Annotated in this window: 16 protein-coding genes; 12 read left to right on the top strand and 4 right to left on the bottom strand. The window is 49.6% G+C overall.

Annotated features, from left to right (window positions below; translation table 11 throughout):
- Positions 1-90: 90 nt before the first annotated feature.
- Both AAIG11_RS13860 and AAIG11_RS13865 read right to left on the bottom strand, forming a co-directional pair.
- The gene (locus tag AAIG11_RS13860) at positions 91-774 is read right to left on the bottom strand and encodes an aspartate/glutamate racemase family protein (protein WP_343186827.1); all 684 of its coding nucleotides are present in this window, start codon (positions 772-774) and stop codon (positions 91-93) included.
- A 106-nt stretch (positions 775-880) separates the two neighbouring features.
- Positions 881-1,777, bottom strand: a complete 897-nt coding sequence (locus tag AAIG11_RS13865) for a LysR family transcriptional regulator (RefSeq protein ID WP_343186828.1) — start codon at positions 1,775-1,777, stop codon at positions 881-883.
- 257 nt (positions 1,778-2,034) lie between these two features.
- Between AAIG11_RS13865 and AAIG11_RS13870 the strand changes: the two genes are divergently transcribed.
- A complete protein-coding gene (locus AAIG11_RS13870) occupies positions 2,035-2,823 on the top strand; it encodes a YczE/YyaS/YitT family protein (RefSeq protein WP_343186829.1) in 789 nt (262 codons plus the stop codon).
- A gap of 213 nt (positions 2,824-3,036) precedes the next feature.
- Here the strand turns inward: AAIG11_RS13870 and AAIG11_RS13875 are convergent, their stop codons facing one another.
- Positions 3,037-4,755 (bottom strand): FAD-dependent oxidoreductase, encoded by a 1,719-nt coding sequence (locus tag AAIG11_RS13875; protein WP_343186830.1) that lies wholly within the window; start codon positions 4,753-4,755, stop codon positions 3,037-3,039.
- 215 nt (positions 4,756-4,970) lie between these two features.
- On the opposite strand from AAIG11_RS13875, the gene AAIG11_RS13880 reads away from it, so the two are divergent.
- The gene (locus AAIG11_RS13880) at positions 4,971-5,870 is read left to right on the top strand and encodes a LysR family transcriptional regulator (RefSeq protein WP_343186831.1); all 900 of its coding nucleotides are present in this window, start codon (positions 4,971-4,973) and stop codon (positions 5,868-5,870) included.
- Positions 5,871-6,005: 135 nt separating this feature from the next.
- On the opposite strand, the gene AAIG11_RS13885 is transcribed toward AAIG11_RS13880, so the two are convergent.
- Positions 6,006-6,611 carry a DNA-3-methyladenine glycosylase family protein gene (locus tag AAIG11_RS13885; RefSeq protein ID WP_425499426.1) on the bottom strand — a complete coding sequence of 202 codons (606 nt, stop codon included), beginning with the start codon at positions 6,609-6,611 and terminating at the stop codon, positions 6,006-6,008.
- Between the two features lie 659 nt (positions 6,612-7,270).
- On the opposite strand from AAIG11_RS13885, the gene AAIG11_RS13890 reads away from it, so the two are divergent.
- The 10 genes from AAIG11_RS13890 to AAIG11_RS13935 all read left to right on the top strand — a co-directional run bounded on the left by AAIG11_RS13890 (position 7,271) and on the right by AAIG11_RS13935 (position 17,686).
- The gene (locus AAIG11_RS13890; RefSeq protein ID WP_343186833.1) at positions 7,271-8,140 is read left to right on the top strand and encodes a carbohydrate ABC transporter permease; all 870 of its coding nucleotides are present in this window, start codon (positions 7,271-7,273) and stop codon (positions 8,138-8,140) included.
- A gap of 110 nt (positions 8,141-8,250) precedes the next feature.
- Positions 8,251-9,072 (top strand): carbohydrate ABC transporter permease, encoded by an 822-nt coding sequence (locus AAIG11_RS13895; RefSeq protein WP_343186834.1) that lies wholly within the window; start codon positions 8,251-8,253, stop codon positions 9,070-9,072.
- A 195-nt stretch (positions 9,073-9,267) separates the two neighbouring features.
- On the top strand, positions 9,268-10,710 hold the full coding sequence (locus AAIG11_RS13900) for an ABC transporter substrate-binding protein (RefSeq protein WP_343186835.1): 1,443 nt from the start codon (positions 9,268-9,270) through the stop codon (positions 10,708-10,710).
- A gap of 2 nt (positions 10,711-10,712) precedes the next feature.
- Positions 10,713-12,353, top strand: a complete 1,641-nt coding sequence (locus AAIG11_RS13905) for a bifunctional metallophosphatase/5'-nucleotidase (RefSeq protein WP_343186836.1) — start codon at positions 10,713-10,715, stop codon at positions 12,351-12,353.
- Positions 12,354-12,515: 162 nt separating this feature from the next.
- Positions 12,516-13,697 carry an ABC transporter ATP-binding protein gene (locus AAIG11_RS13910; RefSeq protein WP_343186837.1) on the top strand — a complete coding sequence of 394 codons (1,182 nt, stop codon included), beginning with the start codon at positions 12,516-12,518 and terminating at the stop codon, positions 13,695-13,697.
- 314 nt (positions 13,698-14,011) lie between these two features.
- The gene (locus tag AAIG11_RS13915; RefSeq protein WP_343186838.1) at positions 14,012-14,767 is read left to right on the top strand and encodes a GTP-binding protein; all 756 of its coding nucleotides are present in this window, start codon (positions 14,012-14,014) and stop codon (positions 14,765-14,767) included.
- Positions 14,760-15,530, top strand: a complete 771-nt coding sequence (locus AAIG11_RS13920) for an ATP-binding cassette domain-containing protein (protein WP_343186839.1) — start codon at positions 14,760-14,762, stop codon at positions 15,528-15,530. The genes AAIG11_RS13915 and AAIG11_RS13920 overlap by 8 nt, the downstream gene beginning before the upstream one ends.
- A 99-nt stretch (positions 15,531-15,629) precedes the next feature.
- Positions 15,630-16,586, top strand: coding sequence for an ABC transporter substrate-binding protein (locus AAIG11_RS13925; RefSeq protein ID WP_343186840.1), 957 nt, complete (start codon positions 15,630-15,632; stop codon positions 16,584-16,586).
- Between the two features lie 404 nt (positions 16,587-16,990).
- The gene (locus AAIG11_RS13930) at positions 16,991-17,503 is read left to right on the top strand and encodes an ArsR/SmtB family transcription factor (RefSeq protein ID WP_343186841.1); all 513 of its coding nucleotides are present in this window, start codon (positions 16,991-16,993) and stop codon (positions 17,501-17,503) included.
- Positions 17,504-17,506: 3 nt separating this feature from the next.
- Positions 17,507-17,686 (top strand): hypothetical protein, encoded by a 180-nt coding sequence (locus AAIG11_RS13935; RefSeq protein ID WP_283410819.1) that lies wholly within the window; start codon positions 17,507-17,509, stop codon positions 17,684-17,686.
- Positions 17,687-17,727: the final 41 nt, after the last annotated feature.

Genomic DNA, 17,727 nt, shown 5'->3' on the forward strand with positions numbered 1-17,727 from the left:
TTCGGTTTGAACAGCTTGAACAGCTTGAATAGCGACATCATCAACGACGAATCAATCATATGATCAATTGCTTCATCAAGAATCTGATAGTCATTCCACTGACTGGCACAACCGAACCATTTCCGCAGCCGGGTCCAGCAGGGGAATGGCAGTGACACCCTCCAGAGAAGCCTTCAGGTAAGGGAAGTGGGTGCAGCCGAGAATCAGCACTTCCACTGCGGCTGCTTCAAAAAACCGCACCAGCTGAAGAAGTCCGAAAGAGCGAAGAATCTCCCGGGGATCAGTCCCTTTTTCAATTTCAACGGCAATTTCAAGCATGGCGGCACCGATCACTTGGGCCGCCTCATTTTGTGTCAAAATCACTTTTTCGATGCCGCCCAGTGACTGACAGTTGGCGGCCATAAGACCAATGCGCCGGTACCGGTCAGCTCCCAGGCGGTACACATCAAGGGGAGTGATTACCCGCAGGCCGGTTTCTTTCGCGGCGGCCGGTGGGTCGATGGCAGCACTGAGGGAGTTGCAGTACAGGCAGACAGTTTGAATGCCATGATCCTGCTTTAATCGGTTCATCTCAGTTACCACCAGTCGGTGGAGCTTGATGGGTGAGAGAATTTGAAGGGCCGAGGCCTCCTCTGGGGTGTCTGAAATCCCAATGGCAATGGTGGGCACGCCCTGCTGCTGAAAAAAAACTTCTCCCAGGTGGGCATCAAAATGAGTGCCACCGATGAGACCAACGGGGAAGTTCGTGGATGAAGAAGCGGTTGGTGAAGGCATAAAATCACTCCCTTTTGATCATCTTGTATTAGATGGACTATAATCATGTAGACGATAGAGGCGCGGTGGATGTTTCATCGGTTGATGCTGTCAACAGATTTTGTGCTCATGGTGTCGGCGGGTGAGGCCGCACCTGGCGGGCCACCTGCAAAAACGCCTGTACCACAGGAGAAGCCAATTGCCGGTGGGTGGTGACCAGATGAATGTTGCGGTACACCCGGGGATTCAGGGGCAGGCGCTCCACTTCATAGGCGGTTTTGGTCAGCGCCGATTCAGCTACCAGTGTGATCCCCAGTCCCACCTCCACCATGGCGAAAACCGTTGACATCAGCTGAAACCGGTATTTGATGCGGGGGCGTACCTGGTGAGCCTGAAAGAGCTGTTCCAGATAAGTGTCCTGGGCATTGTCGGGCAGGATGAGGGGGTAATGAGACAGTGCTTCCAGTGGCAATGACCCGCAGAGTCGGGCAGGCGCTTCAGCCAGTACGCTGCTGTGGTGACGGGGCAGCACTGCCACCACTTCATCCACAAAATAGGGGAGGGCATAGAACCGGTCATCCAAGTGGGTATCCAGCAAAAACCCCACATCAATTCGCGCCTGAAGCAGTTGCTCCTTAATCATTTCATACCCATCGTCGAAAAAATCAATGGCAATATTGGGATACCGTTCATCAAAAACTTTGAAAATATCAGGCAGAATACGGGTGGAGGCACTGGCAAAGCTGCCTACCCGAAGTTTGCCCGACTCCAGTTGATTAACGGCATGTACCTGGTTCAGCAGCCGGTCTTCGGCCGCCACCAGGGCATCCACATAGGGAATCATGGAAATGCCTTCCTCGGTTGGGCGAACAGCCCCCTTTGATCGGTGAAAGAGAAGGAATCCCATTTCCTTTTCCAGGGCAGCGACCGCATGACTGACGGCAGACTGTGTCAGGTGAAGGGCTTCAGCCGCTAAAGTAAAACTTCCTGTTTCAATGATTTTCTGAAAGATGCGATAACGCATGTCGCCACCCTTTCATGAATAAATCTCATGACAGCAATTAAAAACATTCATTTTACTAATGCTGCTGCTTCCATTATAATCATGATTACAAGAAGAATGCAAGTCATCACAAGAAAGATGATTCAACCTTTGACCTCAACCAAAAATCATCAACAAATAACATCACCCAGCATCACCTAACATCACCTCAAAGAGCAGCTAATCTCCGATGCATAGAGATGGTGATGAAACCGGAGCATCGAAACTGGGTCACCTTAATGAGCGGCAGTGCCGCAGCAACCCACATGAAAGGTTGGGGTAAGATGAGCGTTGTGAACATGATAATAAAACCAAAAGGTCAGCCATTCACCAAATCCTTGTTCTGGCTTTTTCCCAAGCTCATCATTGGTCTTTTTTTGGCAGCGCTGGGAACAGTGATGATGATTCACGCCAACATCGGGCTATTCCCCTGGGGAATTCTCAATGCGGGACTGGTGAACGTTACCGGCATTTCCTTTGGCGTCTGGAGCCAGATCATCGGGTTGTTCATCATCGTTATGATGACACTGTTCAAATTCTATCCCGGTATCGGCACGATTTTCGACATGTTTTTTGTGGGTTTTTTCATCGATCTGCTGGAGCTGATGGCAGTGGTGCCCACGCCTTCGGGCCTGGTGTCTCAGGTGGGCTTCTCCATGGCGGGGCTTTTCGTTCTTTCCTATGGGGTATCCCTCTACATGAGCTGCGGCTTGGGAGCCGGCCCCCGGGATGGGCTGATGCTCATGCTCATGAAGCTGACCAGCAAATCAGCAGGGGTGGTGAAAACAGCCATCGAAATCACCGTCACGCTGCTGGGTTTGGCACTGGGGGGGCCCTTTGGCTTTGGAACCATTCTGCTGGCACTGACAGGCGGTAAGGTGATGGCCCTGGTCTTTAAGTGGACAGGCTTTGACGCTCATGCTGTTGAACAGAAAAATGTGGTGCAGTTTTGGCGGGATCATGTGGCACCCCGGCGAGTCGCAAGCCAAAGTACTTTCTCAGAGGGGCTGTCAGATAAAGTGGTGTAACACGAATGACAGCGAAACAGGCAGAGAAATAGAGAATCATAGAAATAGAGAATCGTAGAAATAGAGCAGAAGAGCAGTAGATAGATTTATAAGTGCATCAATAAACGGATCAACACATACAAAAGCACTGGTTTTCAGAAGACAACTTCTGGAACCAGTGCTTTCGCTTATGAAATCATATCAAAAGATGGAAATCAGTCGTGGTCTCCTGCGCTACTCGCCCAAGGCCCAGGCAGCCGCATTTTTGCCGGCTTCACGACCATAAGTCAACCCGATGGAGATGGATGAACCGGAGGAAGGATACTCCTGATAGTAGAAGGCGCTGTTGGCAACTTCACCGGCGGCATAAAGGCCGGGGATAGGCTGATTATCGGTTTCAGCAAGCACTTCTGCCCTGGTATTGATTAACAGGCCGCCCATGGAGCCAATGGTGCTGGGCCGGGCTTCGACGGCATAGAAAGGCGCGTTGACAAGGCCGTCTCCCTGATCAAAGGCTGCCTGCAGCTTGGCAGCATCCATCCCCGCAGCTTCTGCCAGGGCTTCCACGGTGTCTGCCTGATACCCGTAGCCCCGGTCGATGGCAGGCTGAGCACTGTCTGCCCCAGTGGCATCGTAAAGGCCGTAGAAAAGATCATCTCCCACTTTCTTCATGTTCGTGTAGTTAATGGGATAATCTTTGCCCGGGGCAACGAAGGTGCCATCAGTTTGAACGTATAAGGGGGCAAACATGGCCGAAGCATTATATCCAGAATTTGGCAGGCTGCCATGAACAATCTGGAAGCCAATGGCGCCGTTTTTGAACTCTGTGGCGGCACCTGCTTCCATTCCCATGAGCAGGCCTTCACCCACATTGCCTTTGTTGGATAAGGGGAAGTCGCCGGCTGCAACGGGCATATACTGCTCTTTCAATGTTTCACTGGCATCAAAGCCACCGGTGGCCATCACTACAGCTTCTGAAGAGAAGGTATAGTTGGTATCGTTGGAAACTGCTCTGGCACCCTTCACAACGCCTTCTTCCATCAACAACTCAGTGGCCTTGATGCCTGTGAGGATGGTGACACCCAGTCTGCGGGCTTCCTCTTCCAGGGGCTCAATCAAGGCGGAACCAATCATGAAGGTGCCGTCTTCGTACATGGAGAAATGAGCGCGGGGCTGGGGAGCAGTGCCTGCAGGCACATTCATCATCCAGTGAACACCGATGCTGTCCAGAAAAGCAATGGTGTCAATGGAGTTTTCTGCATAAAAGGAAATCAGCTCTCTTTCTGCTTTTTGTTCAGCCCGCTCCATGTAGTAATCCACCATGGGAGCCACATCGCTTTCATCCAGAGCGGCGTAAACGATGCCGGCCGAAATAATGGTGGAACCACCCACGATGTCTTGCTTCTCAATTAAAGTGACATCGGCACCGTTTTCAGCAGCGGAGATGGCAGCAGCAAAGCCGGCGGCACCGGCACCAATCACCAACACGTCAGTTTCAAGGGCAACTTCTTCAACAGACGGTACTGTCGGTGCTGCAGTCAGTGATTCCGGAGCATTGGCCTGTCTCAGGGAATCAATGACGGCTGCACGAAAGGCGGCAGTAGTTACCGTTGCACCTGAGATCAGGTCAACACCGGCAGTATTGGCGGCCAGCATGTTATCCTTCATCAATCGCAGGGCGACACCGCCAACAGCTTCTGTTTCCTGGTATTCACCCAGTTCAATATCCAAAATCTCAGAATCGCTCACGGTGACAGCGATATCAAAATCACCATAAAATCCGCGGCAGACGGTTTCGTAAGTGCCGGCAGTCATGCCAGATTCCGGCACTTCAGCCGCAGGGTCTTCAGCCGGTGCCGGTGGTTCCTGTGATGCGGGCTGGCTGCAGCCCACTGCGAAAAGCAGTGCAAAGCAGAGAAGCAAAGAATAGATTTTCAATTGATTTTTTTTCATTCATATCATCTCCTGTCTTGATATAAAAATAACATAAATATGTCGCCGAGGGAGTGTACACCTACTTATAAGCATATAACAGTTCTCTATTCAAGAAATGACATAAAAAGGGAACCCATTGACTTAACAAGGTTTCAATGGTACGCTACACCTACTGTAGGTTCCTGCAAAAGGGAAAAGGTTTTCATAATGAAGTGGGATGAGGTGGGGATCGAATGGATATTTTCAGCATGAAATGCTTTTTAAGCGTTGTCCGCCATCAGAATCTTTCCATGGCAGCAAAAGAAGTGTTTATTTCTCAACCGGCGATGAGTCAGAAAATCAATATGATGGAAAAGGAAATGGGCGTTAAGCTCTTGCAAAGAAGCCGCCACAAGGTGGAAATGACCGAAGCGGGAACGCTTATCAGTGAAAAGTTCGTTCAAATAGTTACAGATTATGAGAATGTGATGATCCAGGCGCAAAAGCTGCACGCTGAAGGCAAAAACCATTTGGCCATCGGATACCACGGTCCTGTGGAATGGGCCAATATTCATCAGCGTATTCGCGAATTTCACCAGCAGTACCCGGACATAGAAGTGGATGTTCATATCGGCGGTTGGGGCCAATTAACCCAGATGCTGCTTGGTGGAAGAATTGATGTTTTTTTCTCTGAGAAAAGGGAAATTGAAGAAATAGCCACAATTGAGAGCGTGTATTTATTTCGGGATTACTCGGCAGTGGCGGTTTCGAAGACCAATCCCCTTAATCGGTATCAGATGGTTGCACCAGAATCCTTAAACGGACAGAAAATCGTGATGAGCAATAATTCGGATGCAGAAAAAACACTGAGAGCCATTAATAGAGGCCTTACGGAAGCCGGCCTTGATATGGAAAACGCAAAATTCGTGGATAAATATGAGACAGGGATTGCCATGGCATCGGCTGGCATGGGAGTCACACCCATTCCAAGATCCTTCAAAATAAAGGGGCATGAATCGGTTGCCTATGTGGACATTGACAGTGAACGGATGTACCTTGATTTTGTGCTTGCCTGGCAGAAAGGCAATGATAACCCCAATATTCATCTCTTTAAAGAGTTTTGTCAAAAACAGAATTGGACAGGTGACGAATAATACTTGCCTAATGGAGCACTGGTTTTCGGGAGAGTTTCCGATACCGGTGCTCTTTGTGCTTGTTGCGATCGGGTGTTATTAAACAGCCAGCACTTCTTCATGAGAGGCGCTTCTTAATGACCAACAACACCGGTTTTATTCCACCGACAGTTCCCAGAGGTACAGTGACGCCACTGACCCATAGGGTGAGTATCTCTTTCGGTAGCGCTGAAACTGTTCCTTTGATAACTGGTCCAGATCGTAGAGCTTCATCATGGCCCGGCGGATCGCCAGGTCATCATAGCTGATCACATCATAACGATGGAGAGAGAAGAGCAGTAACATTTCAGCCGTCCAGGGCCCGATGCCATGAAGGGATGACAATTGCTTAATCACCTGCTGATCACTCATAAAGTGGAGTTGGCTGAAATCAACCTGACCCGTTGTCACCGCATCTGCGATGCCCCGAATGTAGCTGATCTTCTTGTGGGTGGTGCCGCATTTTTGAAGCACTTCCGGGTCTGTAGCCAGAATGGTTTTAGGGGTCATGGTGCCGGTGATTTCCAGCAGTCGGGTCCACACCGTATCAGCCGCCTTACTGGATACCTGCTGGTTGATAATGCTGAACACCAGCGCTGTGAACACATCGGGCATTGTCTCCACTTCCAGTGGACCCATGCGGTCAATCACGTCGCCCAACCTGCGGTCTCTGCTTTTCAGGTAGTTCACTTCTTTCTCTCCATATCTAAAAACCGGTTTCATAGGTTGTCACATCCCCGGATAATTAGTACATTCAACAGACTGACTTGTAATCGCATCATTGATTTTCCCCCCCATACTATTTACGCCACGCGTTGGTGTTCTCGCCACATTGATCATTCTCCCACATTGATCTTTCTCCCATGGATTTTTATCACATGGACCGTCTCTCTCTTATCAATTTACGGGTTCTCTTTGTATGTCTATCATCATCTGATATTAACAGGTTGTCAACTGTTTCCTGTTCCGGCTCAGTTCATTTTTATGAGTTTGATTTTCAAACGGACACCGACGCTGAATCAGAAAGTGAATCAGAAAGCGAGTCTGACATTGAATCTGAGATTGAATCAGACATGGACGGTGAACCCGCCGAAGAATCACCGATAGCCGGTGGTGTAAACAGAAATTTACATAAAATTCATTTAAAATCAACGAAGTGATTTGGTGAATGTGGTACGTTGTTGAAGAAATACTCATGCAAGCAGCAAGAAAAACACCCATGCAATGAAATGGAGGGTTTTCGATGGCGCATTTCATCAGAATGTTAGGTTCTGAACGAGAATATGCCTTTCATATTTTTATCGGTGAACTTTCTGCCGCGTGGGGGCCTGTATAGATAAACCCCTCCGGCGGTCTGATATCACAGAAAGACGGAGGGTTCTATGGTCACGCGAAGTAAGTCACCCTATTTATTGCTATTTCCAACGATGACGCTATATGGTGTCTTTTTTGTCTTTCCCTTTCTGTACTCCCTGTTCATCAGTTTCAGTGAATGGCAGCTGCTGACAGGGGACATGACCTTTGTGGGGATTCAAAACTATCGACAGCTGGCGGGCAGCCACATCTTCAAAAAAGCCATCGGCAACACACTGATGTATGTGATGGCCACCATGCCGGTTTCCATGGTGCTGGGGCTGATGTACGCCCTTCTCATTGAACAGACTAAAAAAGCCAAGGCCCTGTACCGGTTTATATTCTTCATCCCGGTGGTGATCTCGGTGGCGGCGGCCAGCCTGTCTTTCAGCCTGCTCTACAATGCCCGGCACGGTCTTATTAACCAGGTGCTGGCGCTGGTGGGAATTCAGGGGCCCAATTGGCTGAACGAATCAAAAAGTGCACTGCTGGCCCTGGTGATTCTGGGTATCTGGCAGTCTTTCGGCTACAATGTGATCCTGTTTATGGCAGGCATCCAGCAGCTGGATAAAGAACTCTATGAAGCAGCAGCCATCGACGGCCTCTCGCCTTTCACACGCCTGACCCGTCTCACGCTGCCTCTGTTATCTCCTGTCACCTTCTTTGTTTTTGTTATGACGACCCTGTCTTCCTTTCAGGTGTTTGCAACGGTGCAAATACTGACGATGGGTGGTCCCAACAATGCCACCAACATGATGGTGTTTTTTGTCTGGCAGGAAGCCTTCAAGTTTTTCAATACCGGTCTGGCCACGGCGGCGGCCACAGTGCTGTTTGTGGCGATGATGATTCTGACACTGGTGATGGTGCGCATTGTCCAGCGAAAGGTTCACTATCAGTAAGGCGGTTTTATGACCAATCAAGAAAAAGGCGCGATCAGTTAATAAGAGTTCATGATCAATCAAGAAGCATTCAGCATCACCACAAAATGAAACATCGAGGTGTTGACAAAATGAACCAACATCGATTGACAGGCTGGTGGCTTCATGGCATTCTCATGATCACCGCCATCCTGGTACTGATTCCATTTCTTTGGATGGTCAGCATTTCCCTGTCGGACTACGGCGCTGTTTTTCAACGTTTCCTGCTGATTTTTCCCACTTCGGTCAGCCTGGAAGGGTACCGGCAGGTACTGGAAAATTCGCCGTTCATGCGCTGGTTTTTCAACAGTGTTTTTGTGGCCGGCTGCCTGACGATTGGGCAGCTGACTCTGGGAGTGCTGGCGGCTTATGCCTTTGCCCGGTATCGGTTCAAAGGCAGTGAACCACTGTTTTTCTTTGTCTTATGTACCATGATGATTCCACCCCAGGCCATTCTTTTTCCCCTGTTTATGGTGATTAATGCCTTCGACTGGGTGAACACCTACCAGGGGGTCATCGTACCGCATCTGGCCAGCGGCTATGCCATCTTTGTTTTGCGTCAGTTTTTTCTCCAGATTCCCAAAGAACTGGATGAAGCTGCCCGCATCGACGGTTGCCACGGTTTTCAAATTCTGTACCACGTGTACTTACGAAGTGCGGTGCCGGCCATTATTTCTGTCGGGCTGATTCAGCTGGTGCGTAACTGGAACGATTATTACTGGACACTGGTGGTGCTGAGGGATTCTCAAAAGATGACCCTTCCCGTGGGCATTGTCGCTTTTCGTGACGAAACCCTGGTGCAGTGGGTCCCCACCATGGCTGCGGCCACTTTGTCGGTGTTGCCGGTGCTGGTGATTTATGTGCTGGGACAGCGGTATTTCGTTCAGAGTCATGTGCACAGTGGCATTAAGTAGACGGGAAATCGACTCAATCAACTAAAAATCAACTCAATCAACAAAAAAATCAACTCAATCAACTAAAAATCGACTCATTCCATTAGGCAATGGATCAATTTACGAGCCGCTTTACGAGACAATTTACGGGATACTTGATAGGATACTTTGCGGGATACTTTACCAATCCAACGAGATTAAAAGGAGTGTGTGACAATGTTCTTTAAATATAGTAAAAATAGTAAGCATCTTAATAATCTTAAGCATAGTAATCATAGCAAGCATATCAAACAGATAGAGCCCCTTCGGCTGGCTGCAGTCATATTGGCAGTGACCCTGTTCCTGTCGGCCTGCACCTCGGGAACAGCTCAAAACCCAGCCAGCGACACCGCCCCCACCGGCAGTGCTGCAGGCACACCGGCACCGGCAGCTTCAACAGAACCGGTGAGCACTGAGCCCATCACCCTCACTTTTCTCCACGTTTTCTCCGGCCCCCGGGAAGAAGCCATGAATGAAATTGTGCAGGGCTTCAACGATTCTCAGGAGCGGATTCGCGTGGAACACGAAATGGTGCCCGGCTGGTACGGCGGTCTTCTGGAGCAGCTGCAGACACTGGCGGTTGCCCGGCAGTTGCCAGATCTCACCATCATGGGACTCTCCAGTCACAATTTCATGAAAGAAGGCCTGGGGGCTGTCAGTGTGCAGCCTTACATTGAACAGGAGAGCACTGATCTCAGCGATTTCTTCCCCAACATGCTGACCCTGGGTCAAGATGAAGAGGGAGAGCAGGCCGCCATGCCCTTTGCCATCAGCACGCCGCTGATCTATGTCAACAAAGATCTGCTGCAGCAGGCAGGCATTGACTATGTGGATCAACCGGAAAGCTGGGAGCAAGTGCGGGAGTGGGCGAAAAAAGCGGCGCAGCCATCGGCAGATCTTGCAGGCATCGGGTTCCAGCTGGATTATGACACCTGGCAGTTTCAGACCCTGGTGGAATCTTTCGGAGGTCAAATGGCGTCACAGGAAACCCAAACCATTCACTTCAATGATGAACCAGGGCAGCGGGTGATGGACTTCTGGCTCACCATGATGCATGAAGACGGCATCTATCCCAATATCAGCGGATCTGAAGCTGCCGAAAACTTTATCAACGGGTCGTCGGTCATGATCGTGGCCACCACAGGAAATCTGGTGAACTTCACCGAAAATGCCGCTTTTGATTTGGGCATCATGCTGCTGCCCAAATATGACAATATGACCAATCGCAACCCCCGCCGTGTTCCCGCAGGCGGAAGCAATCTCTATATCATGCCTTCTGACCCCGAGCGGGAAGCCGCCGCCTGGGAATTTATCAAATACGCCACATCGCCAGAGGCGGGGGCCATCATCGTGGAGAAAATGGGCTATATGGCTGCCCGAAAAAGCCTCATCGAGCCAGACGGGTTGCTGGCGGCATACATGACCGCCAATCCCCAGGCCACCCGGTCTTACGATCAGGTGGAAGACCTGGGCAACTGGTACAACTGGCCGGGAGTCCATGGTGCCCGAATTGACAGCATCATGCTGGATGCCTTTGCCGCTGCGTTTCTGAAAGAGAAAACCGGCGAAGAGGCCCTCGATGGTGCCGCAGAAGAAGTCAGACACATACTGGGGTGGTAGGCATGAAACAACGAGTGTGCATTCTCTGTACTTCTGACCTCCACGGCCAGCTCATGCCATCCGGAAACCCTGTCGTGCAAACCGGCGAAACCCAGCCCCTCACCAGCCTGGCCCAGATTGCCACCCTCATCGAAGCCAAAAGGCAACAGGGTGACCCGGTGCTTTACATTGATAACGGCGATGCCATTCAGGGATCAGCCCTGGTGCATGTTTATGGCAAAGACGGCCCTGCCAGTGGCCATCCCATGGTGGAAGCCCTGGCTCAACTGAAATGCGACGGTGCCGTCATTGGAAACCATGAGTTCCACTATGGCCTTGAGACCCTGCAACAAGTGGTGGCTGAGTCCCCCTTCCCCTGGCTGTCGGCCAACTGCATTCACAGGGAAACCGGAGAACCGGCGGTGGGGTTGCCTTATATGATCCGAACGCTGGGATCGGTGACCGTGGCGGTCATCGGTCTCACCACCCGGGTTTTTCGACAAGTGGAAGAGCATCTCATTCTTGCCGATGAAATCGACACCCTGGCCCACTGGATCAAACACATTAAAACCAATCACCAGGTGGACGTGATGGTGGTCGCTTACCATGGTGGCACACAGCGGCACGAAGTCACAGGCGAGCCCCTGCCCAAACCGGAAGAAAACCGGGGACTGGAAATGCTGGCAACCTTCCCGGAGATTGACGTACTTCTCACCGGGCATCAGCATCGCCGCTTTGTTCAGAAGCTGGGAAAACAAGTGGTGGTGCAGCCAGGAGCCTTTGGAACAAGCCTGGGGGCAGTGACCCTGCACCTGAGCCGGGGAGCGGCGAATGACCCCTGGGCGGTGACATCTGTGGAAGCAGGCGTACTGACGGTTGATGATCCGGAAAGCCTGCAGCTGATGGGAATTGGGGAGCTTCCCGTTCCATCAGAGAGCAGCCTGGTTAAGCGGCTGGCTCCCTTTGAACAGCAGGCGCACCAATGGGAAACAGAGGTGGTTACCCTCTTGGCAAAGGCCTGCCCCATTGATGACCTGCTGACAGATATATGCATCAACGAACATCCCCTGGTGCAATGGATGCACGGAATTTTGATGGAAAGAGGCAGTACAGAGATGTCGGTACTGTCGGTCTCCAACAGCTTGTTTAAAGGATTGAAAGCAGGTGCCGTGACCCGGGGTGACCTTCTCCGCTTTTTCCCCTTTCCCGACGACCTGTGGGTGGTGAAGATAAAGGGTGAAGCTATTTTGGCCATGTTGGAGACCGCCGCAACCATTTTTGAACCAGATGCCGCCAGCCCTGTGGGCTGCCGCATCAACGATGCCTGGCGAAGTCCCATGGTGCGCATCCATGACTACCAGTTGTGGAAAGGCATCGACTATACCTTTGACATTGACAAGCCCCCGGGCCGGCGACTGATTGCCTGCACTTTTCAGGGAAAGCCCCTTGATTTCGAAACCCTTTACACGGTGACCACCACTACTTTCATGGCTCACCAAATGGCTTATACCCATGGCATCGACCCCTTCATCAAAGTGAAGCAGATCCCTGGCAATGTGCCGGATCTTCTGATGGAAGATGCGGCGAAAGATGGATTGAATCAGGTGCAGGTGGTTCAAAACCGGCAGTTTCTCACGAAATTCAGGTCAGTTCATTTCGCTTAATCAGGGAATCATTTAATCGGGCGAAACCATAAGGCACCAGGTACGCCCCCACAAAACATCCAAAAGCATTCATCAGGTACCTGCCAAACATCTGCCAGGCATCAAGCAGGCACCTATGCTACCAAGACCAAGCACCTACCAAGCATCAAGGGAGGAAGTCACATGGCAAGTCTGGCACTGAAAAACGTGACCAAAAAATATGGCACCACAGTGGCGGTTCAAGATTTTTCCCTGGAGATTCAGGATCAGGAGTTCGTGGTTTTCGTCGGCCCCTCCGGCTGCGGTAAATCCACCACCCTGCGCATGATCGCCGGATTAGAGGAAATCACCGAAGGAGATGTGTATATAGGCGAAACCCGGGTGAACGAAAAAGCGCCCAAAGATCGAAACATCGCCATGGTATTCCAAAACTATGCCCTGTACCCCCACATGACTGTCTATGAAAACATGGCCCTGGGATTGAAAAATAAACATATTGACAAAAAAGAAATTCATCGGCGCATCGAAGAAGCCGCCGGTATATTATCCCTTGAAGAGCTTTTAACCCGCAAGCCCAAAGAACTTTCCGGCGGCCAGCGGCAGCGGGTGGCCATCGGAAGAGCCATCGTGCGAAACCCCAGCGTCTTTTTAATGGATGAACCCCTCTCCAATCTTGACGCCAAGCTGCGGGTGCGCATGCGGGCAGAAATCGGTGCCCTTCACAAACGCCTGCAAACCACCTTCATTTATGTGACCCATGATCAAATGGAAGCCATGACCCTGGGCGACCGGATTGTGGTGATGAACAACCGCACCATTCAACAAATCGGCACCCCCGACGAAATTTACGATGCCCCCTGCAACCTGTTTGTGGCAGGGTTTGTCGGATCACCTGCCATGAATCTGCTGGGAGGAACCCTGATACAACAGCCTCACACGGTGGTTTTGCAACTGGAGAACCAAGGGTTACCGTTGATTCCTGACTTGGGCAAAAAGCTTCTGGAGCAAGCGGGAAGCAGCGGGCGGGTGATTTGCGGTATTCGGCCGGAACATCTCATGCTGGAGGCCGCCGGTGTCGCATCAACATCCAGCCAGGAGCAGCATCACCAGGACCCACGCAGGCAAAGCGAAGGGAATTCGTCGTCAATAACCGGTGAATTTGCCGGTATCTCAGGCCAGATCAGCCTCATGGAAAACATGGGACGAGAGATGGTGGTGCATTTGCAGTGGGGAACCGACCGGAACCTTGTCATCGTGGGAAACCGGGAACTAACCTTTCAGGAGGGCCAGCAGGTGCGTTGTCAAATCAATATGGAGAAAGCCCATTTTTTTGATCCTGTCGCTGGAAAGCGACTGAAAATTTAAGGAATATTTCAAAGAGCAAAAGCCTGCAGGGAGCCTGTTTGATAAGCGAATCAAACAAGCGTCAATGCAGGCTTTTTCATAAGGCATTAGACGTTTCTGTCTTTTCTGAAAACTGTCCGATATTGGATAGATTTGAATGATAATGATCATTATAATGAAAATGATATTCGATATCGATAGAAACGACTGTGAGTCTCAGATTTCAATTATTCTCGACGAATATCTACCGATAAAAGAGATTTAGATAACATGTTTTATCAGGTTAAAGAGAAAGAGATGACAGAGCTGGTAGGTCCTGCGGGGGCCACGGCCTAATGAAAGGAACGAGGTATATGACAGAAAACACAACGAGCAATCGTCCCAAAGCCATTATTGTGGCGGGACCACCGGCTACGGGAAAAACGGCAGTAATGCTGCATGTGGTGCAGAGCTTATTGAGGAACGAACAAAAAGTGGCGGTGGTTAAAGTAGACTGCCTGGAAACGGAAGACGATAAAAAGTATGCAGAGCTGGGTGTTCCAGTGGCAATTGGATTGAGCAATGATATATGCCCGGATCACTTCTATGCTGTGAATTTTGAAGAGATGATTTCATGGGCAGAAGAAAAGGAATCTCAAATATTAGTTATTGAAACGGCAGGGTTGTGTCATCGCTGTGCGCCGGGTATAGACGGAGTACTGACCTTTTGTGTGGTGGATTGCCTGTCCAGCATCAAAACACCTCAAAAAGCAGGACCAGTCGTCACCACCTCAGACGTAGTCATTGTTACAAAGGGAGACATGGTGTCTCAGGCGGAACGAGAAGTTTTCAAAGCCAGAATCAGAGAAATAAATCCCAAGGCCCTGATTACTGAAGCTAACGGCTTGACGGGTAGTGGTTGTGAAGGGCTGGCGGCCATTGTTAATCAAGAATCGCCTCTGGAGGAGATCAGTGATTCACGGCTGCGCTATCCTATGCCTACGGCAATCTGTTCGTACTGCATGGGGGAAAAACGCCTTGGCAATAAGCATCAACACGGAGTGGTCTATAAGATGGATTTTAACACACGTGGAGGTGGGCTGTATGCTTAAGGAAATAACAATACTTGGAGGATTTCAGAAAAACGGAGAACCTGAAGCAGTACGAGAGGTGAGCATTAAGGTTGGACAGGTATACAGCATTGTGGGATTTACTGGTTCGGGCAAGAGTCAGCTGATTAATGATATTGAGCAAATATCTCAAAGAGATTCAATTTCCAGGCGCCAAATTCTTCTTGATGGCAATGCGCCGGCAGACAATGCCATGGGCAGATACGAAAAGAATTTAGTGGCCCATCTTTCACAAAATATGAATTTTATTCTTGATATGAAAGTGAGAGAGTTTTTAATCATGCATGCGGGTTGCCGTGGCTTTCAAGAACCTGATAAAAAAGCAGATGAAGTGATTGAATGCGCGAATACCTTTGCAGGAGAAGCGATTAAGCCTGGCGAAAATTTGACCCGGCTGAGTGGCGGGCAGTCCCGATCATTGATGATCGCTGATGTTGCGATTAACGGAGATTCGCCGGTTGTGCTCATTGATGAAGTGGAAAACGCTGGGATACATCGACTGAAAGCGATGGAAACACTAGCGGCACAAAAGAAGATTGTGCTGGTCGTGACGCATGATCCGTTACTGGCTTTGCTGGGTGAGAAGCGTATCATTATGGGCAATGGAGGAATGCAGCGTGTTCTTGAACTGGCATCAGAAGAAAAATCTGTGCGAGAGATGCTGGAGCAGATGGCAGGTGTCATTCAAACGGTGCAGGATCAATTACGTCAGGGAGAAAGAGTGTCTGTATGTTCTCTAATGTGAGCGTCCATTTAATCGACCATCACCCGGCAAGGCAAAGCGTCAATGCAGCTTTCAGCAAAGTTGCAATAGCCTTAATAAATATTGGAGGGAGAATGAAGGATGAACAATCAGCCTGTGAGTAAAGATATAAAAGTGTATTGGAACAATCCGGCATGCCTTAACAAGGCGGTTAAAGAGAGATTGGATGCGAAAGAATCGGAGTGGAAGGTGAATAGTAGGGGAACCGTTCTTTTTGACTATTATGGATTAATTGAAGAGATGTTAATGGATGAGAGGCTTGAGCGGGATCTAAAGGAGGGAGGCATAGGGGCTGACATAGTTGTGAGCACAGACATGCAACTGTTTCATCGTAAGGACATGCTTTTGGGTAACCTGCATCTCTTTGAGTCGATTCAGGACTGGTTTCCAATTCGCTCTGAGTTTGCGGAGATGTCGCATCCCCAGGGCTATTTCCAGCCTTCGTTGCTTGTGCCTGTGGTCATTATAAAAAATGATGAAATGCTAAAAGAAACAGGAGAGATCCTTGGTTGGGAGGATTTACTGGATCCGGCGCTGGCGGGAAAAGTAGCAATAGCAAGCACAGACAAACCAGCCGGAAAGTCAGTTTTGAAAGGATTCTGGTATTTATATGGCGAGGAAGGCTTGATGAAAGCGAGGCATAACTTTAGCGTTTTAAGCAATCCCGCAGCGATATTTGATGCTGTGGATCGGGGAGAATATCCTTTAGGGATTGTTCCGTTGCTTTTCGCTACTGGTGCAGGCAAAAGTGGTCACGTTAGTCAAATTTGGCCTAAGGAGGGTCTCATGGTAATCGTTGCTTACGTCGCTGTGAGGACCGGAGCTGGGCTTGAAGCAAAGGAATTACTTATGGAGAGTCTTTATTCAGAAGAGTTGCAGCATTTATACAGTCAACGGGGATTTATGATCCCGGTTCATGACCGCGTTGAACCTAAACAGGAATTGAAAGAGCAGAAGACGCGTTTCATATATCCCGACTGGGAGTGGGTTGAAAAGAACGATATGAATGTACTGGAACAAAACATGATCATATACTAACTCATTCCGGCTATTAATAGGTATTCATTCAATCAACCTCCGCATATGATTTTGTGCGCTTCGACAGCGCATATAAATTGTATGCGGAGGTTATTGTTGTTTCGAAGACTATTTGACGCTTCACAAAAAATACGCTCCTCTGGATTCTCGTCAACACCTAACGATCTCTATCTGCCTCAACCGGGGAGACGGAATGAGTGAAAGAGGGAGGGAAAAGAGTATGCAAAATATAAATGATAATGATTGACAAAATCAATTAGATGGGGTAGAATTCTGTTTAAGTCATTGCTTAATCAAATTAATTTGAGTCAAAGTCGAACTCAAAACCCACCAAACATCGCCAATGATTTCACCAAAAGTCACCAAACATTACCGAACATCACCAAACATCACCAAACATCAAGATGTTAACACCTCAGTACCGCATCATCAGCTGTCAATCTCAGTTCAAAAGCGCTGACGTTCAGGGAACTGAACCAGCCAGTGAAGCCGGTGCAGCCGTTGAAGTCAGTGAAGTCAGTGAAAGGAACGGAGCGGTACGCATGGAATCCTTATTACGCACACTGAAAGCACTGGCAGATGAAACCCGGCTGAAAATGGTGATCATGCTGCTGGAAAAAGATTACTGTGTCGGCGGCCTGGCGAGGCACTTGAACATCTCCAAGGCGGCAGTGTCCCAACATCTGAAGGTGCTGCGGGAAAGCGGCCTGGTGGTGGGTGAAAAAAGAAGCTATTATGTTTTTTATGCAGTGCAAAAAGAGCAGATCAACAGCATCTCCCGGGAACTGGAAGCCATCGCCCGCCAGGAATACCAGACGCTTTTCAAAAATCATGGCTGTCGCCACGATGGTTCCTGCGGCTACGGGGCCAACCTGACAGAAGACCATCATCAACCAAAGAAATGCGCAGGAGGATGAGCCATGGCGGTGAACAATGAAATGGTGTTGACAAAAATCCAGGAGCTCTATCAGTCGCTGTATGAGCATGACGGTTTCAGCGAAATGAAAATTGAAATGCGCTTTCTGAAAAAAGGCCAGAAAGAAATTATTCTTCACTGTGGCAAACAATATCGATATGTGGTTGACTGGCCGGAAAAATAAGCGGCCGGAAGGCGGTTCTGTGAGTGAACCCTTCCATGAGG

The sequence above is a fragment of the Anoxynatronum sibiricum genome, from assembly GCF_039414295.1.
Taxonomy (GTDB): domain Bacteria; phylum Bacillota; class Clostridia; order Peptostreptococcales; family Tindalliaceae; genus Anoxynatronum; species Anoxynatronum sibiricum.